This window comes from Cereibacter ovatus, assembly GCF_900207575.1.
In the GTDB taxonomy this organism is placed as follows: domain Bacteria; phylum Pseudomonadota; class Alphaproteobacteria; order Rhodobacterales; family Rhodobacteraceae; genus Cereibacter_A; species Cereibacter_A ovatus.
The window spans coordinates 97,304-121,557 of record NZ_OAOQ01000009.1 but is presented as its reverse complement, the minus strand read 5'-3'; the positions used below and the strand labels follow the sequence as shown (position 1 = coordinate 121,557).

Here is a 24,254-nt window from a genome sequence, read left to right as displayed (position 1 = left end):
ACGAGTGATCGCCTGAAGCGTGATCTCGCGGTAGAAGCCCTGCGCCGTGCTCTCGTGGCTCGCAACCCTGCGCCGGGATTGGTCCACCATTCCGATCGCGGATCGCAATACTGCTCGGTCGACTATCAGGCCCTGCTCCGCAAACGCGGCATCCTGATCTCAATGAGCGGGCGCGGGAACTGCTACGACAACTCGATGGTGGAAACGTTCTTCAAGACCATCAAGTCAGAGCTCATCTGGCCAGTCGCATGGCAATCCCGCCAGCAGGCCGAAAACGCCGTCGCCAGATACATCGACGGGTTCTATAACCCCGTCAGGCGACATTCATCGCCCGGCTTCCAGAGCCCCATCGCCTTCGAGCAAAAGGTTCGCGAAGTGAGCTAAACACTCTCCACAAAAGGCGGGCAAGTCCAGGTTCTTGACGTCTTCGGAAGCGGGCAACCGCCGCCACCAGCATCGCGACGATGACGCCCACGATTTCGGCCCGGCTGACGATCGGCCACGCCGGGATGCGATCACCGCCAGCCGAAGCCCTTCGGCCGGGGGCCGCGATGCGGGCTTTGCCCCGGTTCCGGAGTCCGTGCCGTCTGCGGCAGCGCCGACCGCCGCCAGCCAGACACCAGAGGGACGCGATGCCACAACCGTCCCGCCGACGCGCCTCGGCGCCAGCAAGACCGGATCAGACGGCCAGACCGCCCTGACCCAGCTTGGCAAGGCGGGAAGCAAACATGGACAGCCCTAAGCGCAGCCTTGCCGAGGACCACTCGATTGTCGAGCTTCTGGGAGATCTTGCCCGCGACCTGACGGGCCTTGTGCGGGCCGAAGGCCAGCTTGCCCGGGCAGAGATCGCCGAAGCCGGGCGCAGCCTTGCCAGCGGCGCCGAACGGATCGCGACGGGCGCGGTCCTGCTGCTGGTGGCGCTGGTGATGCAGCTGGCGCATTGGGTCGGCCCGGCCTGGGCCCCGTTGATCCTGGGCACGGCGCTGGCGCTGATCGGCGGCGGCGTGATCGCACGCGGCCGCAAGGACATAGGCGCCGCCAGCCTGGTGCCCGAACGCACCAGCGAACAGACCAGCCGCGACGCGCGGCTTGCAAGAGAGCAGATCTGATGGGCCAATCCCCCATCCATATCGAACATGACGTGGAAGAGAACCGCGCCCGGGTGGAAAGCACCTTTGACGCGCGGAAGGACCGGATGTCGGTCGGCCAGATCGTCGACGACATCTCGCAGTTCGTCGGCGTGCAGGACATGCGCGGCGTGATGGATACGGCCGGCCGGCAGGTGCGTGACAATCCGCTGGCCTTGGGAATGATCGGGCTGGCGTGGCTTGCCCTTGGCGGATCGTCGTCCTTCTCGGGGCAGGCCCACGCCAGCGCCTATGCCCATGACGACGAAGACGACCTTGGCGCCAGCCATGCCCCGCGCGACGGCGTGGCGGGAAAGCTGCGCCACGCCGCCAGCGATGCGGCAGACCGCGCCGGCCACACGGGCGACGGCTGCGGGCGACAAGGTGTCCGGCGCGCTGGACGCCACACGCGACCGTGCCACCGACCTTGGCCATGATCACCTGTCCGACCGGACCGGACGCCTGCGCGGCGATGCCCATGGCCGCGCAGGCGCATGGCGTGACGCGGTGGCGGCGCACTCGGATCGCGTGTGACGGCAAGGCGGCGGATCTGCGGGGCCGCCCTCTGCGGCCAGCGCCAGCGGCTCGGGCGGGCCTGCCTTTGGCGCATCCCCGTCGCCGAATGCTGGCAGCGCGGGCCTGTCATCTGAGGCAACCGACAAGCCCGGCAGCACGGGCTGAACCGCCTTCGGGGGGCCGGGCGCCCCCCCTTGTCAGGAATAGATCGGCGGCGTCTGCTCGCCCGGATCGGGCAGATCGGGGTCGCCCGGCGGGATCGGCTCGGGGTCGGGCATCGGGTCGGGATAGGGATCGGGCATCGGATGCGGTTCCGGGGGATCGTTCGGCCCCGCATCGGTCCGAGGTGCAAGGTGATCGTCTTTCATTCCTCTCCTCCTCCTTCGTGGCGGGCGGATGCGCCGCCCGGTCGCTTCTCCAAGGTCGCGCGGCCCAAAGCGCCAGGCCCGCCAGCCGCAGAATGTTCCGCCAGTTGGAACCGCCGGCTGAGACAGGCCGAGCCTTCGACGCCAAACCGCCACGGCACCGCCGCCGCACGGCTGATGCCGATCCGCGGCCCGGTCAGGATCGCCGCTGGCGCCGGGCCCGGCAGCAGATCGAAACCGCCCTGCCCGAACACCGCGCCGTCATCGGCCAGCGTCAGCCCCAGCGCCTGACCGATCCGCCCCGGCCCCGAACACAGCTTTCGCGGATCGTGCGTCCCGCGCCGTGCGGCCATCAGATCCAGACCCTTCGTCGGCTCGATCGCGCGGATCAGGACGGCATGGCCCGGCGCACAGACCACATTCAGACACAGATGGATGCCGTAGGACAGATAGACATAGGCGCGCCCGGGCTGCCCGAACATCGTGGCGTTGCGCGCCCCCGGACCGCGAAAACTGTGCGAGGCAGGATCGTCGGGCGCGTAGGCCTCGGTCTCGACGATGCGGCCGCCCGCCCCGCGCACCGTAAGATACGCGCCCAGCAGATCGACCGCGACCAGCGCCGCATCACGGGCAAGGAACTCGGGCGTCATCCGCACCTCTTGGCAATGGCCCAGCATAACGCAGGGACAGCGACAGGAAAGCCCGGAACATTCCGGCGACGGGCCGGTTCCCACAGGCACAGCCCTCGTCCCGCGGAACGATCGCATGATGACCCCGCCCCGGCCCGTGGCCACCCACCGCCGATGGGTGCACGGCCCCGGCCCGGCCGGTTGCTGTCGGCGCCCGCCCTTGCCCGGCGATGCGGCGCTTTTCGTGTCCGGGTTCAAATTGCCCTCCCCCGCCCCATGCCATGGCCACACGCACCCTGCCCCGGCCGCTGCTCAAGGAGAACCCGATGACCGACAACCCGACCGCCCTGGACACTTCGACGCCCTGATCTCGACCACCAGAGATCCAGCAGCACGCAGGCGAAGCCGAAGCGCGCCTGACCACGGCACAAGGCGTCACCATCGCTGACACCCAGAACTCGGTGCGGATCGGCGCGCCAGTGCGAACCGCGCTGGGAGACTCCGCACTTCACGAAAAAATCTTCCGCTTTGACCATGAACGCACCCCCGAACGGGTGACCCATACCCGTGACTTTGGCGTTCGTGGCCTGTTCGAATGCAGCCGGACAATGCTGGAAAAATTTTTTACCCAACGGCTTGATGGTGCGCTTCTTTCGCCGGGATTGAAGGAAGCACTATGGCACCGGGTCATCACGGCAGCGCCACGACCACGTTTGCCGTCAGAGCTGCACTTCGATGCCCTCACGCATCGCCCGCGCGACCGAGCCGGACACTCGGCAGTGAGGAGGATCGGAAAACGGATCGTTTTCCCGACGAACCCCAAGCGGACAACGGTCGAGGCTATGAAGACCGGGCCGACGGACCCACGTTCCACTGTGCTGACGGGGTGGCCATCCGGCGCCACATATTGCTGGCACTGAACGACTGGCTCCATGCGCTTCCGTCGCAGCTCCCGCACCAGACGCGATCAGCGTTTCATCGGAATCCCCTCGTTCATCCTGCCGAGAAAATTCCCCGTCCGCGCCCCATCAACCATGGAGAGGATCACCCTGCGCGACCCGCCCGCCGGCTGGGACGAGGTTACCGAAGAAGCCGACCAGTCCTTCCCCGCCAGCGACCCGCCGGGCAACTGCCAGCAGGCCGGCGCGGCGGGTCAGCCCCAGTCCAGCACCACCTTCCCGCTCGAGCCTTCGCGCATCGCGGCGAACCCTTCGGCAAACCGCGCGACCGGAAAACGGTGGGTGATGACGCGGCGGATGTTCAGCCCGTTTTCCAGCATCGCGATCATCTTGTACCATGTCTCGAAGATCTCGCGGCCATAGACGCCCTTGATGGTCAACGCCTTGAAGACGATCCGGCTCCAGTCCACGGGGCTGCGGCCGGGCGGGATGCCCAGCATGGCGATCCGCCCGCCCATCACCATGGCACCCACCATCTGATCGAAGCCTGCGGGCGCGCCCGACATCTCCATGCCGACATCGAAGCCCTGCACGATCTTCAGCCGGTCCATCACCTGATGCAGATCTTCCGATGCAACATTCACCGGCACCACATCGGCCACCTCGGCCGCAAGCGCCAGCCGGGCCGGGTTCACATCGGTGATGACGACATGGCGGGCGCCGACATGCCGCGCGACCGCCGCCGCCATGATCCCGATCGGGCCCGCGCCGGTGACCAGCACATCCTCGCCCACCAGATCGAAACTCAGCGCGGTATGAACGGCATTGCCCAGCGGATCGAGGATGGCGCCGATCTCGTCATCGATACTGTCGGGCAAGGGCACCACATTGAAGGCCGGCAGCCGCAGGTAGTCGGCAAAGGCGCCCGCCACATTCACCCCGATGCCCCGCGTTTCGGGATCAAGATGGAACCGCCCTGCCCGCACCTGTCGCGAATGATGGCCGATCAGATGCCCCTCGCCCGAACATCGCTGGCCGACCGCCAGATCCTCGACGTCGCGGCCGACCTCGACGATCTCGCCGGCGAATTCGTGCCCCGTCACCAAAGGCACCGGCACAGTCTTTGCCGCCCAGTCGTCCCAGTTCCAGATATGGACATCGGTGCCGCAGATCCCGGTCTTGCGCACCCGGATCAACACCTCGTCCGGGCCGATCACCGGCACCGGGCGTTCCTCCATCCACAGTCCCGGCTCTGGCTTTGCCTTGACCAATGCCCTCATCCGATCACCCCCACTGCGCGCCCGGCTTCGCGGAAGGCCGCCAGCGCGAATTCCAGATCCGCCCGCGTCAGCGCCGCCGTCATCTGCGTGCGGATGCGCGCCTGCCCCTTCGGCACCACCGGGAAGAAAAACCCCGAGACATGCACCCCCCGGTCAAAAAGCGCCGAGGCCATCGCCTGCGCACGCCCTGCATCGCCCAGCATCACCGGCACGATCGGGTGTTCGCCCGGCAGCAGATGAAACCCCGCCGCCGCCAGCCCCTGCCGCCAGAACGCCGCATTGTCGAACAGCCGCGCCCGCAGATCGTCAGCCACCTCGACCAGATCCAGCGCGGCGATCCCCGCAGCCACCACCGCCGGCGGCAGCGCGTTGGAAAACAGATAGGGCCGCGCCCGCTGGCGCAGCAGATCCACCACCGGCTGCGGCCCCGCGACATAGCCCCCCAGCGCGCCGCCCAGCGCCTTGCCCAGCGTGCCGGTCAGAATATCCACCCGCAGGCCGAAATGCGCAGGCGTCCCCCGCCCCCCCGGCCCCATGAAGCCGGTGGCGTGGCAGTCATCCACCATCACCAGCGCACCGAAGCGGTCCGCCAGCGCGACGATCTCGGGCAGACGCGCAAGGGTTCCGTCCATGGAAAAGACGCCATCGGTCGCGATCAGGACATGCCGCGCGCCATCTGCCCGGGCGGCGGCCAGCTGCGCCTGAAGATCGGCCATGTCGCAATTGGCATAGCGATAGCGCCGCGTCTTCGACAGCCGGATGCCGTCGATGATGCTGGCATGGTTCAGCGCATCCGAAATCACCGCATCCTCGGGGCCGAGAAGCGGCTCGAACAGGGCGCCGTTGGCGTCGAAACAGGCGGCAAACAGGATCGCATCATCCGTGCCCAGATAGCGGGCAAGGCGGGTTTCCAGCGCGCGATGCAGGTCTTGCGTGCCGCAGATGAAACGAACCGAGGCCATGCCATAGCCGTGATCGGCCATCGCCTGCGTCGCCGCCTCGATCAGCCGCGGGTGGTTTGCCAGCCCAAGGTAGTTGTTGGCGCAAAGGTTCAGCACATCGCGCCCGCCGATCCGGACATGCGCGCCCTGCGGCGACCGGATCAGACGTTCGCGCTTGGTCAGGCCCTCGGCGTCGATCCCGGCAAGCTCGCCGCGCAGATGATCCAGAAAGGCGGCGCGTCCGGTCATGGTCAGGTTCCGCAAAAGGTGCGATAGCGGCCGAAACTTGCGGGCGCGGGAAGGGTATAGGCCTCGAACTCCGGGCGTTCGGTGAACGGATCGGCCAGAACCTCGATCAGCCGGTCGAACGGAGCCAGATCGCCCCGATATGCCGCGGCCAGCGCCTCTTCGACCTTGTGGTTCCGCGCGATACAGGCCGGGTTCGCGGCCGCCATCCGCATCGCCGCATCGGGGGCCCGGCGTGCCTGCCAGCGCGGCAACCATGCGTCGAAGGCGGACGGATCGCGAAACAGCGCCCGCGCCGCATCGGCATCGGTCGCCAGACGCCGGAACGTCAGCGTCCAGTCCGCACCCTGCGCCGCCATCAGCGTCAGCAGATCCCCGGCCAGCGCAAGGTCGTCACCATGATCGTGCCACAGGCCCAGCTTTTCGCGCATTCCCGCCAGCCAGTGGCCGCGGTAACGGGCCCCCACCGTATCCAGCACCTCGGACGCCTTCGCGACCGCCCGATCCGGGTCGGCATCGAACAGCGGCAAAAGCGTCTCGGCCAGCCGCGCAAGGTTCCATTCCAGAATCAGCGGCTGGTTGCCATAGGCATACCGGCCCTGATGGTCGATCGAGGAAAAGACTGTCGCCGGATCATAGGCTTCCATGAAAGCGCAGGGGCCATAGTCGATGGTCTCGCCCGAGATCGCCATGTTGTCGGTGTTCATCACGCCATGAATGAACCCCACCAGCATCCAGCGCGCGATCAACGCCGCCTGCGCCTCGGCCACTGCTTCGTAAAACGCCAGATAGGGCTGATCGGCGGCAGCGGTTTCGGGATAGTGGCGTGCGATGGCGTAATCGGCCAGTTGGCGCACCTTCGCATCATCGCCGCGGGCTGCAAAGAACTGGAACGTGCCGACACGGATATGACTGGCTGCGACGCGGGTCAGGATGGCGCCCGGAAGCTCTCCTTCCTGGCGCAGGATCGTCTCTCCGGTCGTGACCGCCGCCAGCGCGCGGGTGGTGGGGATGCCAAGGCCATGCATCGCCTCGCCGATCAGATATTCGCGCAGCACCGGACCAAGCGCGGCCTTGCCATCCCCCCCGCGCGAGAATGGCGTGCGGCCCGAGCCCTTCAGCTGGATGTCATGCCGCCGGCCAGCCCGGTCGGTCACTTCGCCCAGAAGCAACGCGCGGCCATCGCCCAGTTGCGGGGAAAAGCCGCCAAACTGGTGACCGGCATAGGCCTGCGCGATGGGCATGGCGCCTTCGGGCAACCGCCCACCCGAGAACACAAGCGCCCCGTCCCGTTCCAACCCGTCAGGATCAAGGCCAAGCTGAAAGGCCAACCCACGGTTCAACCGCAGCAGGCGCGGCGCAGGGGCGCGGGCGGCCTGCCACTCCACATAGAAGCCCGGCAGATCGCGGGCATAGCTGTTATCGACGGCGAAGGTCATGCGATCCCGCAACACTTTCGCAAGGATATGGTCCGCCGCGCCACGCGGGCAAATAAAGTTTGCCACTGTCAGGCCCAGGCTTTCGCATGGGCTCTCCAGCCCGAGGGCCTGATCCGCCCGGGCATGGGCCGCCTGTGGTCAGCGGGTGCAATGTCCCGGACAGCCTGAAGACACCGCAGCCTTGAACACGAACCAGGACGCAGGCACGTCCAGGGCTGCGGGCATGCTCACCCGTCAGGCCGCGCGAGATGCAGGGCGACGCGGCATGTCATCGCGGATTTCCGGCGCTGTAGAGGCCGCAGGCTGTTGTTCCGTCATCTGAAAATAGCTGACGCTGGTCAGAAGCTGGCGCGCGCGATGGGCCAGTTCATCGGCATCGCCGTCAAGCTGGCGCGAGGCCGATTCGGTCTGCTGGGTAACGCGGTCGAGGGCTAGGATCGAAGCCGACACCTGACGCGCCCCCTCGGACAGTTCACGCGAGGCAACCGAGATGCCGTTGACCAGACCCGATGTCCGTTCGATCTCGGGCACCAGCCGGCCGATCATCTCGCCCGCACCCGAGGCTGCACGGGCGGTTTCGGCCGACAGCGCCGAAATCCCGGCCGCCGCCTCGCCACTCCGCTCGGCCAGGCGCCGCACTTCGGCGGCAACCACCGCGAAACCGCGACCTTGTTCGCCCGCGCGGGCCGCCTCGACCGCCGCGTTCAGCGCCAGAAGGTCGGTCTGGCGCGCGATCTCGCGCACCACACCGATACGTTCGGCGATGGACTGCATCGCTTGCACCGCATCGGCCACCGCCTGCCCGCAACGACGCGCCTCTTCGGCCGAACCGCCCGCGATCCGCGCGGTCTGGGCCGCATTTTCTTCGGATTGGGTGATGTTGCCGACCATCTGCTCGACGGCGGCCGACGCCTCGACGGTGGCCGATGCCTGATCTTCCGTCCCGGCCTTGAGCTGCCCCGAAGCCGAGGCCATCCGGCCCCCGGCCGCGGCCACGTCGCGCGCGGTGGTCGACACCTCGCCCACAACCTCGCGCAGTTTCATCAGCATGGCGTTGCTGGCGACCAGAAGTTCGGCCAGTTCGTCATTGCCCTGCACTTCGGCCGGCCGCGAAAGATCGCCACCCGACGCGCCAGCGCCAAGGCCCGCCGCAGCCCACGTCCGATCGACAGCGTGATCCAGATCGCCGCGACAGAACCGATCAGACCCGCCAGACCCGCGATCAGCAGAAGGACCACCACCGAGCTACGGAAATCCGCATCCGAGGCGGCCTTGACCTGTTCAAGCGTATCCAGCTTGTGCGCCACCAGTTTCTCGGACAGCGCCTCAAGCGCGCTTTCCATCTGGTTTGATCCACTGTCGCGCAGCATGACGGCTGCCTGATCGGGCTTGCCGCCAAGCGACAGGATCATGGCGCGGTTGTTGACCTTCTGGATCTTCTTGCGCAAATCGTTGTAATTATGCAGGATATCCGCCGTTTCCTGATCCTGTTGGCCCGCACGCAATTCGGCCAGCGCGCGACGTTGGACGATACGGCCTTCCTGAACGCTGGTCTCGATCTCGATCGCGGAATTGGCGTCACGATCGATCAGATGGGCGCGGATATTGGCCTTGACGCGATACTGTCCGATGGACAACTTCTGCGCCAGAACGACCTGCTGAACATGCTGGTCGATCACCTCATCCAGCCGCGCATCCAGCCGGTGCAGATGGAACAGCGCGAACGCGACCGCCAGCCCCGACATAAGGAACACCACGCCAAATGCCGTGGCAAGCTTCGTTCTGATCGTAAGCCTCATGGCCAGCGCACCTTTTGCAAAGAACCTGCGCCCCCGCCTGGGTCGCGCTTAACCAATAATCCTTCGCCCTTCCTGCGGGGATCCCGCATCGGAAAGATTTCCAAACTCTTTCGCGGATCAAGTCTCGTTCGTATGCCATGATCCATCCGGACAGATGCGGCAGACACACCGCATCCGTGCGCTGGCCCGATGCGGACGACACTCAGACCGAACCCGGCGGGGCCCTCAGCCCAGTTCCAGCGTCGCCGTCGCCTGAAGGCCGGGGCCCGTGACGGGGGCGGGTCCGCGATACATGCGTGCGGTGCGAAAGGTTTCGGCAAAACCATGATCCGCCAGCGCCGCGATCAACGCCGCGTTGCGGTCGGGCACATCGACGATCCCGCGAAAACAGCCAACCGCAGCGGCAACCGCGCCGATCAGGCGCAGCGCCCCGGGGCTGTCGGGTGCGATCACCGGGCCGATCTTGCAGCCCTGACGACACAGCCGCGCGGTCGCCCAGCCGTCGATGCCGCGGCCATTGTCCAGAACCACCGTTTGCCGCGTGGCCGTTGCGCGGGTCCATTCCGACAGGAAGCCGGCGCGGTCATGGCCATTGGCCGCCCGGTCCAGCGCCAGAATCGCCGGCAGATCAGCCGCCGTCGCCGCCCGAAGCGGCTCGGTCGGCGCAATCGGCCCCTCAAGCCGCAAGGTCGCCTCCGCCAGCGCAAAGCCCGAACGGGCATAGTTCGCCTGCTGCGCGGCCACCCCGTCCAACCCCACCGTGCGCGCCCCGGCATGGGCCAGCGCATGGGACCAAAGCGCGTAACCGATACCCCTGCCCCGCCACTCTGGCAGGCAAAGGTAAAGCCCCAGAAAGGCCGTGGTGGCATCGTGGTTGACCACCGAGATCGCCGCCACCGGGCGACCATCGCGTTCGGCCAGAAAGAAGCCCTGCGGATCGGCGGCAAGGAACGGCCGGGCGTCGTCAAGGCCCGGATTCCAGCCCTCGGCCGCGGCCCAGTCAAGCACACGTTCCAGATCGGCTTCGGTCATGGTGCGGATCGTCATGGGCGGGCCAATGCCTCTTTCAACGAACGCGCAAGCGGTTCGGTGTTGCGCAGATCAAGCGACGAAACAAGGTCAAGCAGATGACCCTTCATCAGATCCTCGGCCCGCTTGCCGTCATGGTCGGCCAGCGCCTTCAGCAGCGCATGGTGAGCATGGCTTTCGCACAGTGCGTTGCGCCGATGCCAGTAAAGCGCGATAATGAGCGACGAGCGGGCGACAAGCTGGGTGATGAACCCGGCGATGGTGGTCTGATCGGCAATGCGGGCGATCTCGATATGGAACAGCCCCGACAGCCGCAGCGCGCGGCCCGGATCGCCGGCGGCAAGCGCGGCATGTTCGGCGGCGATATGGGTTTCAAGCCGCGCCAGATCATCGGGCGTGGCGCGATCGGCGGCCGAGCGCGCGGTGCGGGGTTCCAACAGGGCGCGGGCCTCGAACACTTCGCGCGCCTCGCGGACGGTGGGCTGGGCCACGAAGGCGCCGCGGTTGCGGCGCAGCGTCACCAGATGGTCATGGGCCAGGTGCTGAAGCGCCGTCCGAACCACCGTGCGGCTGACACCGAAGATCTCGCCCACCTCATCCTCGTTCAGCTTGGCGCCGGGGGGGATGCGGTGTTCATGGATCGCCAGTGCCAGACGGTCGGCGACCGTCTCGCTGCTGCCTTCAAGCGGGTGTGGCCTGTCTGTCATGCGCGCCTCCTGCCCCGATTGCTTGGCGCAAATCGCGAGAAGGGCAAGCGCCGAAACTTTGCGGACAGGATTGTATACGATCCCGCATCCACATGCATCCCGAAGCGGATGCGATCGCCCATTTTCGCGGCAAAGCAGGAATCCGGCGCTTTTCTCTGAATGAAAGCTTTGCCTCGGCGGCGCGGCACGGTCCAGCGTGAAGGGGAAGCTGCGGGGGTGCCATGCGGACCGGACACGATCTTGAACTCGTCCATGTGACCAAACGCTACGGCACGGCCGTGGCGGTGGCGGATGTCAGCCATCTTTTCGTCGGCGGCAGCTATGTCTGCCTGCTGGGGCCGTCGGGCTGCGGCAAATCCTCGACGCTGCGGATGATCGCAGGGCACGAAACGGTCAGCGAAGGCTCGATCCTGCTGTCGGGCATGGATGTCAGTCGCCTGCCGCCCGCCCGGCGCGGCACGGCGATGATGTTTCAGAACTACGCCCTGTTTCCGCATCTGAGCGTGACCGACAACGTGGCCTTCAGCCTGAAGATGAAGGGGATCGCCGCGCAGGAACGCCGCGCCAAGGCGGCCGCCATGCTGGAACTGGTGGACATGGGCCGCTATGCCGACCGACTGCCGGCCCAGCTTTCGGGCGGCCAGCAGCAGCGCGTGGCGCTGGCGCGGGCGCTGATCACCGGGCCGCAGGTTCTGCTTCTGGACGAACCGCTGTCGGCGCTGGACCCGTTCCTGCGCATCCGGATGCGGGCGGAACTGAAGCGGCTGCAACGCGAGCTGGGGATCTCGTTCATCCATGTGACCCATGGGCAGGACGAGGCGCTGGCGCTGGCCGACGAGATCGTGGTGATGAACAACGCAAGGATCGAACAGGCCGGCCCCGCGCGGCAGGTGTTCAACGCACCCGAAACCGAATTCGTCGCCCGCTTCATGGGCGGGCACAACGTGCTTGCTCTGCCGCAGGGGCGTTTCGCCATCCGCTGCGACGAGATCCGCCTTGATCCCGCAGGCCACGAGGCGGTGGTGCAGGCGGTGGAATATCAGGGCGCGCATGTGGCCCTGACGGCACGGGCAGCGGGCGATCAGGAGATCGTGGCCCTGATCCCCGAGGCGACCTTTTTCGAGCATCCGATAACCCCCGGCGAGGCGGTGCGCCTTGGCTGGGACGAAGGGCGGCTGCACCGCCTTCACGCATGACCCAAGTCCAACACAGGGAAAATCCATGAAAAAGAACCACTACAGCCGTCGCACCCTGCTGAAGGGCGCCGCCGCCTCTGCGATGGCGGCGGCATTCCCGGCCCCCATGATCTGGGCGCAGGAGATCAAGGACATCACCCTGCGCCAGTTCGGCACCGGGGTGTCGAACCTGAACGAAGTGGCGCAGAAGGTGAAAGAGGATCTGGGCTTCACCCTGTCGATGACCGCGCTGGACAGCGACGCCGTGACCCAGCGCGCGGCAACCCAGCCCGACAGCTTCGACATTGCCGACATCGAATACTGGATCTGCAAGAAGGTCTGGCCGACCGGCAACCTTCAGGCGATGGATACCTCGAAGATCACGAACTACGACAAGATCGTGGGGATCTTCCGCTCGGGCAAGCTGACGCCCGAAAGCACCATCGCCCAAGGCACCGCGCCGCATACGGTGGGCTTCACCTCTGGTCCCGGCGGCACCGATTTCGTGGCCGAAGAATCGGGCTGGATGACGCTGATCCCGACGATCTACAACGCCGACACGCTGGGCATCCGCCCCGATCTGATCGGCCGCCCGATCGAAAGCTGGACCGAGCTTCTGAACCCCGAGTTCAAGGGCAAGGCCTCGATCCTCGACATCTCGTCGATCGGCATCATGGATGCCGCGATGGTCTGCGAGGCAATGGGCGAGATCGCCTATGGCGACAAGGGCAACATGACCCGCGACGAGATCGACCGCACCATGGCGATCTTCACCGAGGCCAAGAAAGCCGGCCAGTTCCGCGCCTTCTGGAAGACCTTCGACGAAAGCGTGAACCTGATGGCCTCGGGAGAGGTCGTCATCCAGTCGATGTGGTCACCCGCGATCACCGCGGTGAAATCGCGCGGCATCCCCTGTGTCTACCAGCCGCTGAAGGAAGGCTATCGGTCGTGGGGCGGCGGGATCGGGCTGTCGAAGAACCTGTCGGGCCTCGCGCTGGATGCGGCCTATGAATACATCAACTGGTATCTCTCGGGCTGGGTCGGCGGCTTCCTGATGCGGCAGGGCTATTATTCGGCGGTGCCGGAAACGTCAAAAGCGTTCATGTCAGCCGCCGAATGGGGCTACTGGTTCGAGGGTAAACCCGCCGCGGGCGACATCACCAATCCATATGGCGAAAAGCTGGCCGGTGCGGGCGACGTGCGCGACGGCGGCTCGTTCAACGACCGGATGGGCGCGGTCGCCTGCTGGAACTCGGTCATGGACGAGAACCAGTACATGGTCCGCAAATGGAACGAGTTCATCGCGGCCTGATCCGCGGCGGACATGGCCGGGCGGCCCGCCAGCCGCCCGGCCTTCGTTGCGCGGCAAAGGCGGGCGCGGTGCGGCTTATCTCCGCCCCGCGCCATCGCCCGACCACGCCCGAAGGCCCCTGTTCCCCACAGGCGCCCACCCCATCGGAGGCATGATGAACCGGCTTTTCACCTCGCCAAACCTGACCGGATGGCTGCTGGCCTCGCCGCTGGCGCTGGTGCTGGCGGCGTTTCTTGTGCTGCCGATCCTGATGATCGTGGTCGTCAGCTTCTGGACCGCCACGGAATTTTCGATCGTGCCGGCCTTCAGCTTCGAGAATTACGACTTCCTGTTCGGCTCGCCCGTCACCTACAGCGTGTTCCTGAACACGTTCAAATATGCCGCGATCACCTGGGCGGTGACGCTGGTGCTGGGCTTTGCCGTGGCCTATTTCCTGGCCTTTCATGTCCGCAGCCAGACTTGGCAGACGGCGCTGTTTTTGTTGTGCACCATCCCGTTCTGGACGTCGAACATCATCCGGATGATCTCGTGGATCCCGTTTCTGGGGCGCAACGGCATCGCCAATTCCACCCTGATCTCGTGGGGGGTGATCGACGAGCCGGTGGAATGGCTGCTGTTTTCCGACTTTTCGGTGATCCTGGCCTTTGTCCACCTGTACACGCTGTTCATGGTGGTGCCGATCTTCAACACGATGATGCGGATCGACCGCAGCCTGCTGGAAGCGGCCAACGACGCCGGCGCCAGCGGTTTTCAGACGCTGGTGAGCGTGATCCTGCCGCTGACCAAGCCCGGCATCATGATCGGCTCGATCTTCGTCATCACGCTGGTGATGGGGGATTTCATCACCGTGCGCTTCATGTCGGGGTCGCAGGCGGCCAATGTCGGCCGGCTGATCTCGAATGACATAGCGTTGCTGCAATACCCTTCTGCCGCGGCCACGGCCGTGGTGCTTCTGGCAACCGTGCTCATCACCATCGGGCTGATGCTGCGCCTTGTCGACATCCGCAAGGAGCTTTGATCGATGGAGCCGCGCCCGCGTTCCTTCTACATCCTGGCCGCGATCTTCGGCCTGTTCCTGCTGTTTCTTTACGGACCCACGATCACCATCGCGATCCTCAGCTTTCAGGGCCCGACCGGCGGGCTGACCTTCCCGATGCGCGGCACCTCGCTGCACTGGTTCCGCGACCTGTTCAAACAGCAGGCGGTGGGTGACATCTGGGGCGCCTTCGGACGCTCGGCCGTGCTGGGGCTGATGGTGATGGCGACGACGGTGGTCGTCTCGGTCATGGGGGGGCTGGCGTTCCGCAAACGGTTTGCGGGGTCCAAACTGCTGTTCCAACTGGTGGTGGCCAGCCTTGTGATCCCGTCCATACTGGTCTCGCTGGGGGTGGGGCTGATCTTTTCGCAGGCCGGTCTACCGATCCACTGGGCCAGCTCTGGGTTCGGCGCACAGCTGACATGGACGCTGCCCTTTGGTCTGCTGATCATGTTCGCGGTGTTCAACCGCTTTGACCCCGCCTACGAGGAAGCCGCCCGCGATCAGGGCGCCAGCGCCTGGCAGACGGTGCGCCATGTCGTGCTGCCGATCATCGCGCCCTCGCTGATCGGGGTGGCGCTGTTCGGCTTCACGCTGTCCTATGACGAATTCGCCCGCACACTGCTGACCTCGGGCAGCCACAACACCCTGCCGCTGGAAATCTACGGCATGACCACCAATGTCACGACACCGGTGATCTTCGCGCTGGGCACGCTGACCACGGTGTTTTCGCTGCTGGTGATCGCGGTGTTCCTGCTGACGGTGTGGGCCATGGGCCGGCGCCGCGCCAGCGCCGGATCGGATGCGGGCAAGGGGGTCTGAGGGTGCGGCTGCTGTATATCAACCCGAACTCGACCGCGGCGATGACCGACGCGGTGGCCCAGGTCGCCCGTGACGCGACACCGGGGGCCGAGATCCTGGGCTGGACCAACCACGATGGCCCGCCCGCGATCCAGGGCCCGCAGGACGGGGCGCAGGCGGTGGGCGGCATCCTGTCGCTGCTGCCCGCGGCACGCGACGCGGGGGCGGATGCCATCGTGATCGCCTGTTTCGACGATACCGGCCTGGCCGAGGTGCGGGCCGCCGCGCATTGCCCGGTTCTGGGCATCGGGCAGGCCGCCTTTCACTGGGCGGCGCTGATGGGCCATCGCTTTTCGGTCGTGACCACGCTGCCGGTTTCGGTTCCGGTGATCGAGGCCAACATCACGCGCTATGGCTTTGCCGGCCAGTGCGGCCGTGTCCGCCCCAGCGGCCTTCCGGTGCTGGAGGTCGAGGCCGCAGGCCCCGCCGCGATGGCGCGCCTTGCAGACGAGCTGACCCTGGCCGAGCGCGCCGACGGCGTGACCGCGGCCGTTCTTGGGTGCGCCGGAATGGCGCCGCTGCTGCCGCGGCTGCAAGGGGCGTCAGGGCTGGTTCTGATCGACGGCGTGGCGGCCTCGGCCCGGCTGGCACAGGCCCTGGCCCTGGCACAAGCACAGGCGCGCGGCTGAAGCGGCGCGGCCGTTGGCCAGATGGTTTTGCATGGCGCCAGCGCGTGACGGGCGGGACAGCCGCCGGCCGGTCAGGCCGTCAGCGGCTGTCCCGACCTGTCGTCGGTCAGCGAGGCCAGCCGGTTGCCGTCCATCGGCCGCCCCAGCAGGAAGCCCTGAAAGATCCGGCACCCCATCGACAACAGGATCTCGCGCTGATGCGCGGTCTCGACGCCCTCGGCGGTCACCTCAAGCCCCATCGCCCGGCCCAGATCCAGCATCGCGCGCACCACCTCGTCGGTGCCGTCGCCCTGCCCCAGCCGGCCCACGAACGAGCGGTCGATCTTGATCATGTCGATCTCGTAGTCGCGGACATATTGCAGCAGCGACTGGCCGGTGGCGAAATCGTCCAGCGCGATGGAGATGCCGGCCATCCGCAGATCGTGCAGGTTGCGCCTGGTGTTCTGACCGGGATCAAGGTGGAAATGTTCGGTCAGTTCCAGTTCAAGCCGCTGCGGCGCAAGGCCGGTATCGGACAGGATGCGCAGCACCTCGGCGGCAAAGCCTTCGCCACGCAACTGGATCGGCGAAACATTGACCGCAAGCTTCGGCAACCCCGTCCGAACCGCCGCGCGGCAGGCGGTTTCCAACACCCAGGCCCCCAGCGCATGGATCAGGCCGCATTCCTCGGCCACGCCGATGAACACATCGGGCGACACCGCCCCATGCGGCGCGCGGGGCCAGCGGGTCAGCGCCTCGGCCCCCACCAGCGCACCCGAGGCATCATAGATCGGCTGGAACACGACTTCGAGTTGGTCGTCAGCGCGCAAGGCCGCCCGCAGATCGCGTTCGATCTCGTGGCGCTGGCGAAGCACGTCGTCCATTTCTTCTGTGAACAGCCGGAAGCGGCCGCGGCCGTCGTTCTTGGCCCGATACAGCGCCGCATCCGCGCAGCGCATCACCGTCTCCATCCCGCCACGGATCTGCGCGGCAATGGCCACGCCGATGCTGGCGCCGACATGGGCCTGCCCCGCCGCCAGATCGTAGGGTTTCGACAACACATGCAGAAGCCCGGCGCAGAACGCCGTCAGCGTCTCCTCGCCGGCCATGCCCAGCAGGATCACCCCGAATTCGTCGCCGCCCAGCCGCGCCACCGTATCGGTTGACCGGATCTGCGCGCTAAGGCGTGCCGCAACCTGCCGGATCAGCTCGTCCCCCGCCGCATGGCCCAGCGTGTCGTTTACCGGCTTGAAACGGTCCAGATCGATGCTGAGAAGCGTGACCGACGGCCCGCCTTGCCGTTCCGAGGCCAGGGCATGGGCAAGGTTTTCCTCGAAATGCATCCGGTTCGGCAGACCGGCCAACAGGTCGTGATTGGCCAGAAACCGCGCCTCGGCCTCGCTGCGATGCAACTGTTGCGACGAAACCCAAAGCCGGCGCAACAGCCAGACCAGCAGGCCCAGCCCGAACAGCGCCGCCAGCGCCAGGGCCGGGATCATCTCGTGCATCAGTCGCAGGCCCGGGCGATCGGCGGTCCATGTCAGCCAGGCAAGCTGCTTTCCGGCGCTGTCACGGATCGGCACGCCGATCTCATGCCCGCCCGCAGGCGGCGTGGTGCGGAAGCTGGCGCGGCGCAGGCCATGCGGCTCGGCGATCCGGATCGCCATCGCGGTATCAACATTCTGAAGCGAGATGTGGATGAACTCGGTTCCCGGCGGTTGCGGCAGCCGCGTGGTCGTCGGCACGATCGGCGCGACCGAGACCACCGACACGCCACCGTCCAGAGGTATGGTCTCGACCACGTCAAGGTCGGCAATGGCGGCGGTCGAATCCGCCGGATCGGGATTGGCGGCCGCCATCCGGTCGCGCAAGGTTTGCACCAGCGCCGCCAGCGGCGCGGGCAGCCGCGTCCCCGGCCGAAGCCGAACGGTCTTTTCGTCCAGCGCGGCATAAAGCAACGTATCGTCGGGGCGCACGACATAGACCGCGTCATGGCCGTAATAGGTCTGCATCCAGACCCCAAGGTTACGCTCCATCCAGTCCTGATTGTCGGCGCGCACCTCGATCACCGCTTCGTCCCAAAGGGTCGAAACCTTCTGCTCTTCCGTCAGGCGGGCGATTTCCGCTTCAAGCCCGTGGGTGGCAAATCCGATCTCGCGCTGGACGGCATCGGAATCGACTTCCTCGATCGCGGCATAGCCGACAACCGCCACGATCCCCGCCATGACAAAAGTCGAGATCAGGATCGTCAGAACGATCTGCGCCGAAAAAGAGGACGTCTTGCGCGCAATCATCATGGCTTGTCCGACAGAAGGTCGACAGGGCAGGCGGGGCCGTGTTGCTTGCGCGGATCTGCCGACCGAGCGCGGTTTACCGCATTGGGCATAGCAGATCGCCACAAGTCCTGCATGTTCGTCTGCTTTCCCGTCTAATGCGCCCACCGACGCACGACAACGCCGATCCCAACTCTACCTGCGAATGAGATCACGCCCCATCCATCCGAGACCCACCCGCCCATCGCCCTGCAAGCTGCGGGCCAGATGCCTTGGGCCATGGCCCGCTAAAAGCGGTATTCGAACCGCAGGCTGACCCACGACTCTCGGTAGCCCGGTTCGTCGACAAGGTAATCCAGCGTCTCATCGGGTGGCAGGATCGAGGCCGCCAGCCGGCAGTTCACCCGCTGCAAGCCGCCGATCGCGCCATAATCGGCCAGACAGGGTTTTTCGTTCAGATCCCCGCCGATCAACCCGACAAGACTGAGCGAGATCACCGCCCCCTCGAACGGTTCGTGCCGAAGCACGATCCCCAGATGCAGCGCCGGATCGATGCGGTATTTCTGGCCGCTCTCGCCGGTGCTGACGCCCCAGATCAGGCCGAACCGGGGTGAGACCTCGGTCAGGAACAGGATCGTCAGATCAGGACGGCGCGTCGAATACCAGTCGCGGAAACGGACCGGCGTGCCATCCATCAACTCATAGCCGCCGCGCCGAAGCTCGTGCGCCAGATCGGACCGCGACGAGCCGGCATGAACGTCGAGAAGATGGGTTTGCTGCAAGATTTCGGCGGTACCGGGCACGGGCAAGGCCGCCATGGGGCCAACTGCCGCCATGGTGGCCAGCACCCGGCCCCACCGTCTCAGACCGGCGAAGGCCAGAGCGTTACTGGATGCTGGCCGGAGCAAGGGCGCGGCCGATGCTGGCCTCGCCGCGGCCATGCAGGGCGGCATTGTAGTTCTGGATCGTGTCGGTGCGCGCGGTATCCAGCAGCCGGTTCGAGATCTGCGCAGGCGTCGCGGTGGTGAACTTGCTGCCCAGCACCGCGGCATAGCCGCTGACGACCGGCGCCGCGAAGGATGTGCCGGCAAGCCCCGTCAGATCGCTGCGCACCCCCACCGACAGGAAATGGTTCTGAACCACTGGATCAGAGCCGGCAAAGTTCGAATAGCTGGCAAGGCTTGCCTTCTGCGTCGTGGTGCCGTTGCGGTCCAGCGCGCCCACGAAGATCGTCGACGGGGTGCCGACAAGGGCCATGTTCAGATAATCGACATTGCCGCTGCGGTTGGCGCGGCCGATGGCCACCGCATCATTGCCGGCCGCCTTCGCGATCACCGCCGCCCCGCCCGACGCATGGCTGATCAAAGATCTTTCCTGCGCGCTCCACCCGATCTGGCTGGCGCTGTAGCCCGCCTTGGCAAACATCCCGTAAGACAGGTTCACCACATTCAGCCCTCCTGACGCCAGCGCCACGCTGCGCCCGGAGGAGAAATCATGCGACACGGCCGTGGCCGAAGGCGCGATCATCGTCGCCTCAAGCCGGGTCCATTCGCCATGGCGCAGGGATTTCCTGCCGGTGCCAAGGTTGCCGGAAAACACGCTTTTGCTGCTGAAATCGTCGACCACCGTCAGGGTGGTCCCCTGCCCCTTGAAGCCCAACGACCAGGCGCCGGCGATCTCGGGGCTCATCCAGGCTTGCAGGACCGGGGCGGAAGGGGCCTTGGCTGTGACCTTGGCCGCCGGTTTCAACTTCCATTTGAGTGCCGTCGCCTCGCGTTCCACAGCCTCGCCCCGCGAGAGGGAGCCGATGTCGGCCGCCTTGCCCTGCGGCGCAGGACCAAGGCGCAGCGTTTCCGCAGCGACCGGATGCATCAGAAGCGATGCCGCAACCAACCCGACAACCAAATCCTCCAAACGGATATTCATTGCGGATTCTCCCCAGACTGATTGAAGCGTGTTTGACCATACAAAATCGAACGACTATGCGTGACATTCTCTTGGTCATATCGTGTCTTTTGTATGTAAAAAAGCGGATCTTGGCGCAGATGCCGTCCATAATGTGGACAACATTTTCCCTGATCCACAGGCGAAGATCGGCCATCTTTTGCGCCATGATCGCAGTTTTTGCTTGCCACCAGCCGAACCCGCTGCCTAACCTTCCCCGAAAGCCGCACAACGATCCACATGGTGGACGCATCGGACCAAAGAGTCCGCGGCACGGGAGGAGACACGGGATGCAACTGACCGACCCCCAGTCGGAAGCCGAGCCTGCGCTTGGTGGCATCGAGGCACTGACTGAGCCAAAGCGCGCCGAACGCTGGATGCGGCCGGTCGAGCTGATGGCCGCGGGCCTGCTGATCGTGATGATCGTCACGGTGCTGTCCAATGTGTTCTTCCGCTATGTTCTGGCCAAACCGTTGATCTGGGGAGACGAGGTCGCCTCGCTCAGCTTCATCTGGATGGCGATGCTGGGGACCGCGCTGGCGGTGGACCGGCACGAACACATGCGGCTGACCGTGCTTTTGCCCCTGATGCCGCCCGCCGTGGCGCGGATGCTGGAGGTGGCGGGACAGGTCGTGGTCTGCGTGCTGCTGGTGCGGCTTTTGCCGGTGGCCGTCAGCTATGCACACGAGGAATCCTGGATCACCTCGCCCGCGCTGGGGCTGCCGATGTCGGTGCGCGCTTCGGCGCTGCCGGTGGGGATCGGGCTGATGACGGTTCTGATGGTGATTTCGGTCCTGCGCACGCGGGCCTGGGGCACGATCGCCGCGACGCTGGCGCTGATTGCGCTGGGGGCGGGCGCGCTCTGGCTGGCCAAGCCGCAGCTTCTTAGCCTTGGCAACTGGAACCTGCCGATCTTTCTGGGGCTGCTGGTGGCGGGGCTGCTGGCCATCGGCGTGCCGATCGCCTTCTGCTTTGCCGCCGGAACGCTGGCCTATCTGACCTTTGCCAGCCACTCGCCGGTCTTCGTGATGATGGGGCGCATCGACGAGGGGATGTCGTCGATCGTACTGCTGTCGGTGCCGGTGTTCGTGCTGCTGGGCTGCATTCTGGACGCAACCGGAATGGGGCGGGCCATCGTGCGCTTTCTGGCCTCGCTTCTGGGCCATGTGAAGGCGGGAATGAGCTATGTGCTGCTGGGATCGCTGTTTCTGGTCTCGGGGATTTCGGGGTCGAAAGTGTCGGACATGGCCACCGTGGCCCCGGCGCTGTTCCCGGAAATGAAACGGCGCGGCCATTCCCCGCCCGAGATGACGGCGCTGCTGGCCACGGGGGCCGCGATGGCCGACACGGTGCCGCCCTCGATCGTGCTGATCGTGCTGGGATCGGTCGCGGGCGTGTCGATCGCGGGGCTGTTCACATCGGGCTTCGTGATCGCGATGGTTCTTCTGGTGGTGCTGGCGGTGCTGGCGCGCTGGAAGGCGCGGGCCGAGGACATGTCGGGCGTCCGCCGCATCGGCCTGCGCGACATCCTGAAGGCTGCGGTGATCGCGCTGCCGGCGCTGGTGCTGCCGTTCATGATCCGCAGCCTTGTCGGCGGCGGCGTCGCCACCGCGACCGAGGTTTCGACCATCGCGGTGGTCTATGCCTTTGTCATCGGCCTGGTGCTTTACGGCGGCATCCCCAATAGGAAGATGCTGGACATGCTGGTGGATACCGCGGCGATGTCGGGGGCGATCCTGCTGATCCTTGGTGCGGCTTCGGCCATGGCATGGGCGCTGACGCAATCGGGCTTTGCGCGCGACCTGATGGCCTTTGTCACCGGGCTTCCGGGCGGTTGGGGCACGTTCATGCTGGCCTCGGCGGTGATCTTTCTGGTGCTGGGCTGCGTGCTGGAAGGGCTGCCGGCCATCGTGCTGCTGGCACCGATCATGTTCCCCATCGCCCGCGGCCTTGGCATCAACGACATCCACTACGCCATGGTGATCGTCACCGCGATGAACATCGGCCTGATGGCGCCGCCGATCGGCATCGGTTTTTACATCGCCTGCAAGATCGCGGCGGTGCCCGCCGATGCCGTGATGGGCCGGATCTGGCCCTATCTGCTCGCGCTGCTGATCGGTCTTGCCATCATCGCCGCTGTTCCGTGGTTTTCGACCGCCCTGCTGTGACACCCCAAAACGATCCCGAGGAGGAGACCCTGATGACGACCATCGACCGCCGTTTGCTGCTGCTGGGGGCTGGGGCCGGCCTGCTGGCCGCGCCCTTCATCCGGCCCGGCACCGCCCGCGCCGCCGAGTTCAGCTACAAGCTGGCCAACAACCAGCCGCTGGAACATCCCTCGAACGTCCGCGGCATGGAAGCGGTCAAGGCGATCCTTGAGGAGTCCGGCGGCCGGGTGGACATCCAGATCTTCCCCTCGAACCAGCTTGGCGCTGATACCGACGTGCTGGGCCAGCTGCGCGCGGGGGGCGTCGAGTTCTTCATGCTGTCGCCGGTGATCCTGTCGACACTGGTTCCCAATGCCTCGATCAACGGCATCGGCTTTGCCTTCCCGAATTATGACGCGGTGTGGAAGGCCATGGATGGCGAGCTGGGCGCCTATGCCCGCGGCCAGATCGAAGCGGCCGGTCTGGTGGTGATGGACAAGATCTGGGACAACGGCTTCCGCCAGATCACGTCCTCGACCAAGCCGATCGTGACGCCGGGCGATCTGGAAGGCTTCAAGATCCGGGTGCCAGTGTCGCCGCTGTGGACATCCATGTTCACGGCCTTCGGGGCGTCGCCGACCTCGATCAACTTCGCCGAGGTCTATCCCGCGCTTCAGACCGGGGTGGTCGACGGGCAGGAAAACCCGCTGACCATCATGAAGGTCGCCAAGATGTGGGAGGTGCAGAAATACTGCTCGATGACCAACCACATGTGGGACGGCTTCTGGATGCTGGGCAACCGCCGGGCATGGGCCGCCCTGCCCGCCGATCTGCAAGAGATCGTGGCACGCAACTTCAACGCCGGCGCCGAACGCCAGCGCGCCGACATCATGGCGCTGAACGCCTCGCTGAAGGACGAACTGGCGGCCAACGGCTTCACCTTCAACGACGTGGACCCTGCCCCCTTCGAGGCCAAACTGCGCGAGGCCGGTTTCTACGCCGAATGGAAGAAAACCTATGGCGACGAGGCATGGGCCATCCTTGAAAGCGCCGTCGGCCGGGCGCTCGCCTAAGGAGACGCGTCCGATGACAGCGCCCCTGCCCCCCCGCCTTGCCCCCACCCGCCCCGCACCCGCGGCGGCGGGCGCGCAGGCGGTGCAGCGGGCGCTGTCGCTTTTGTCGCTGGTGGGGCGTGGCGGGCCGGATGGGCTGGGGCTGGGGTATCTGACCGCCGCCAGCGGCCTGTCGCGGCCCACGGTGCGCCGGCTGCTGCTGGCGCTGGCACAGGCGCGGCTGGTGGAACAGGACGCCGCCAGCCGCCGCTATCACCTTGGCCCCGAAGCCTATTTTCTGGCGGGCTTTGCCACCCCCCGCCACGGCCTTTTGACCCATGCCGCCGACAGCCTGCGCCGGTTGGCTGCGGAAACGGGCGACACCGCCCTTCTGTCGGTTCAGCAGGACGACCATGTGATCTGCCTGCACCGCGAGGAGGGCAGCTTTCCGATCCGCACCCATGCGCTGAAGGCCGGCGACCGCAACCCGATCGGGGTCGGTGCGGGCAGCCTTGCGATCCTTGCCGCCCTGCCCGAAGCCGAATCCCGCGCCCTGCGCGCCCGCATCGCGCCCTTGCTGCGCGACATCCCCCCGCCCGAGGTGCTGGCCGCCGACGAGGCCGAGGCCCGCCGAACGGGTCATGCGCTGAATCCCGGCCGGGTGGTGCCGGGGTCGTGGGGCATCGGCGTGGCACTGCGCTGGTCCGACGGCCGCCCCGCCGGCGCGCTGTCGATTGCCGCCATCGAGGACCGGATGACCCCCGACCGCCAGCCGCAACTGGTGGCGCTGTTGCGGCGCGAGGCCACCCTTGTCGAAACCCGGCTGGCGCAGCTTGCCGCTGCCCCACCCCAACCCCGGAAGGACTGAC

At 66.3% G+C, this 24,254-nt stretch carries 23 protein-coding genes and 1 pseudogene; 12 read left to right on the top strand and 12 right to left on the bottom strand.

Going from position 1 to position 24,254, the window contains the following annotated elements; all coding sequences use genetic code 11:
* The 3 genes from CRO07_RS11270 to CRO07_RS11255 form a co-directional block, all read left to right on the top strand.
* Positions 1-384, top strand: a 384-nt coding sequence (locus CRO07_RS11270) for a DDE-type integrase/transposase/recombinase (RefSeq protein WP_141400060.1), incomplete at its 5' end; no start/stop codon positions are given.
* A gap of 344 nt (positions 385-728) precedes the next feature.
* Positions 729-1,109 (top strand): phage holin family protein, encoded by a 381-nt coding sequence (locus CRO07_RS11260; protein ID WP_097030784.1) that lies wholly within the window; start codon positions 729-731, stop codon positions 1,107-1,109.
* Positions 1,109-1,564: a hypothetical protein gene (locus CRO07_RS11255; RefSeq protein WP_097030783.1), complete on the top strand. Its 456-nt coding sequence runs from the start codon at positions 1,109-1,111 to the stop codon at positions 1,562-1,564. Before CRO07_RS11260 ends, CRO07_RS11255 begins: the two co-directional genes overlap by 1 nt.
* A gap of 276 nt (positions 1,565-1,840) precedes the next feature.
* Here CRO07_RS11255 and CRO07_RS11250 read toward each other — a convergent pair whose 3' ends face one another.
* Positions 1,841-2,011, bottom strand: a complete 171-nt coding sequence (locus tag CRO07_RS11250; protein WP_097030782.1) for a hypothetical protein — start codon at positions 2,009-2,011, stop codon at positions 1,841-1,843.
* Between the two features lie 107 nt (positions 2,012-2,118).
* Positions 2,119-2,658, bottom strand: a pseudogene (locus CRO07_RS11245) (DNA-3-methyladenine glycosylase); the annotation flags it as partial.
* A gap of 362 nt (positions 2,659-3,020) precedes the next feature.
* Here CRO07_RS11245 and CRO07_RS19100 point away from each other — a divergent pair.
* Positions 3,021-3,557, top strand: coding sequence for a catalase (locus CRO07_RS19100; RefSeq protein ID WP_407919627.1), 537 nt, complete (start codon positions 3,021-3,023; stop codon positions 3,555-3,557).
* 233 nt (positions 3,558-3,790) lie between these two features.
* On the opposite strand, the gene tdh is transcribed toward CRO07_RS19100, so the two are convergent.
* From tdh to CRO07_RS11210, 7 genes are all read right to left on the bottom strand, one after another.
* A complete protein-coding gene (gene tdh / locus CRO07_RS11235) occupies positions 3,791-4,816 on the bottom strand; it encodes an L-threonine 3-dehydrogenase (protein ID WP_097030780.1) in 1,026 nt (341 codons plus the stop codon).
* On the bottom strand, positions 4,813-6,006 hold the full coding sequence (locus tag CRO07_RS11230) for a glycine C-acetyltransferase (protein ID WP_097030779.1): 1,194 nt from the start codon (positions 6,004-6,006) through the stop codon (positions 4,813-4,815). Before CRO07_RS11230 ends, tdh begins: the two co-directional genes overlap by 4 nt.
* A 2-nt stretch (positions 6,007-6,008) precedes the next feature.
* The gene (locus tag CRO07_RS11225) at positions 6,009-7,442 is read right to left on the bottom strand and encodes a protein adenylyltransferase SelO (protein WP_097030778.1); all 1,434 of its coding nucleotides are present in this window, start codon (positions 7,440-7,442) and stop codon (positions 6,009-6,011) included.
* A 234-nt stretch (positions 7,443-7,676) separates the two neighbouring features.
* Complete coding sequence (locus CRO07_RS19095) at positions 7,677-8,540, bottom strand: methyl-accepting chemotaxis protein (RefSeq protein WP_235840980.1); 864 nt, start codon at positions 8,538-8,540, stop codon at positions 7,677-7,679.
* Positions 8,486-9,241 carry an MCP four helix bundle domain-containing protein gene (locus tag CRO07_RS19090; RefSeq protein ID WP_141400059.1) on the bottom strand — a complete coding sequence of 252 codons (756 nt, stop codon included), beginning with the start codon at positions 9,239-9,241 and terminating at the stop codon, positions 8,486-8,488. Before CRO07_RS19090 ends, CRO07_RS19095 begins: the two co-directional genes overlap by 55 nt.
* A 225-nt stretch (positions 9,242-9,466) precedes the next feature.
* The gene (locus CRO07_RS11215; protein ID WP_097030777.1) at positions 9,467-10,288 is read right to left on the bottom strand and encodes a GNAT family N-acetyltransferase; all 822 of its coding nucleotides are present in this window, start codon (positions 10,286-10,288) and stop codon (positions 9,467-9,469) included.
* Complete coding sequence (locus CRO07_RS11210) at positions 10,285-10,977, bottom strand: GntR family transcriptional regulator (RefSeq protein ID WP_097030776.1); 693 nt, start codon at positions 10,975-10,977, stop codon at positions 10,285-10,287. The genes CRO07_RS11215 and CRO07_RS11210 overlap by 4 nt, the downstream gene beginning before the upstream one ends.
* Positions 10,978-11,198: 221 nt before the next feature.
* Between CRO07_RS11210 and CRO07_RS11205 the strand changes: the two genes are divergently transcribed.
* The 5 genes from CRO07_RS11205 to CRO07_RS11185 all read left to right on the top strand — a co-directional run bounded on the left by CRO07_RS11205 (position 11,199) and on the right by CRO07_RS11185 (position 15,990).
* The gene (locus tag CRO07_RS11205) at positions 11,199-12,173 is read left to right on the top strand and encodes an ABC transporter ATP-binding protein (protein WP_097030775.1); all 975 of its coding nucleotides are present in this window, start codon (positions 11,199-11,201) and stop codon (positions 12,171-12,173) included.
* Positions 12,174-12,198: 25 nt separating this feature from the next.
* Positions 12,199-13,464 carry an ABC transporter substrate-binding protein gene (locus tag CRO07_RS11200; RefSeq protein ID WP_097030774.1) on the top strand — a complete coding sequence of 422 codons (1,266 nt, stop codon included), beginning with the start codon at positions 12,199-12,201 and terminating at the stop codon, positions 13,462-13,464.
* Positions 13,465-13,618: 154 nt separating this feature from the next.
* Entirely contained in the window at positions 13,619-14,482 is an 864-nt protein-coding gene (locus CRO07_RS11195; RefSeq protein ID WP_097030799.1) for an ABC transporter permease, read from the top strand.
* 3 nt (positions 14,483-14,485) lie between these two features.
* Complete coding sequence (locus tag CRO07_RS11190; RefSeq protein ID WP_097030773.1) at positions 14,486-15,322, top strand: ABC transporter permease; 837 nt, start codon at positions 14,486-14,488, stop codon at positions 15,320-15,322.
* 2 nt (positions 15,323-15,324) lie between these two features.
* On the top strand, positions 15,325-15,990 hold the full coding sequence (locus tag CRO07_RS11185) for an aspartate/glutamate racemase family protein (RefSeq protein ID WP_097030772.1): 666 nt from the start codon (positions 15,325-15,327) through the stop codon (positions 15,988-15,990).
* Between the two features lie 71 nt (positions 15,991-16,061).
* Here CRO07_RS11185 and CRO07_RS11180 read toward each other — a convergent pair whose 3' ends face one another.
* The 3 genes from CRO07_RS11180 to CRO07_RS11170 all read right to left on the bottom strand — a co-directional run bounded on the left by CRO07_RS11180 (position 16,062) and on the right by CRO07_RS11170 (position 20,168).
* Positions 16,062-18,266: a putative bifunctional diguanylate cyclase/phosphodiesterase gene (locus tag CRO07_RS11180; RefSeq protein WP_097030771.1), complete on the bottom strand. Its 2,205-nt coding sequence runs from the start codon at positions 18,264-18,266 to the stop codon at positions 16,062-16,064.
* A 263-nt stretch (positions 18,267-18,529) separates the two neighbouring features.
* Positions 18,530-19,060, bottom strand: coding sequence for a hypothetical protein (locus CRO07_RS11175; protein ID WP_141400058.1), 531 nt, complete (start codon positions 19,058-19,060; stop codon positions 18,530-18,532).
* Between the two features lie 67 nt (positions 19,061-19,127).
* The gene (locus CRO07_RS11170) at positions 19,128-20,168 is read right to left on the bottom strand and encodes a S8 family serine peptidase (RefSeq protein ID WP_204840006.1); all 1,041 of its coding nucleotides are present in this window, start codon (positions 20,166-20,168) and stop codon (positions 19,128-19,130) included.
* Between the two features lie 308 nt (positions 20,169-20,476).
* Between CRO07_RS11170 and CRO07_RS11165 the strand changes: the two genes are divergently transcribed.
* Genes CRO07_RS11165 through CRO07_RS11155 form a run of 3 tightly spaced genes read left to right on the top strand, consistent with a single transcriptional unit; the run spans position 20,477 to position 24,253 of the window.
* Positions 20,477-22,354 carry a TRAP transporter large permease gene (locus CRO07_RS11165; RefSeq protein WP_097030769.1) on the top strand — a complete coding sequence of 626 codons (1,878 nt, stop codon included), beginning with the start codon at positions 20,477-20,479 and terminating at the stop codon, positions 22,352-22,354.
* A gap of 32 nt (positions 22,355-22,386) precedes the next feature.
* Complete coding sequence (locus CRO07_RS11160; RefSeq protein ID WP_097030768.1) at positions 22,387-23,406, top strand: TRAP transporter substrate-binding protein; 1,020 nt, start codon at positions 22,387-22,389, stop codon at positions 23,404-23,406.
* 13 nt (positions 23,407-23,419) lie between these two features.
* The gene (locus tag CRO07_RS11155; protein ID WP_097030767.1) at positions 23,420-24,253 is read left to right on the top strand and encodes an IclR family transcriptional regulator; all 834 of its coding nucleotides are present in this window, start codon (positions 23,420-23,422) and stop codon (positions 24,251-24,253) included.
* Position 24,254: the final 1 nt, after the last annotated feature.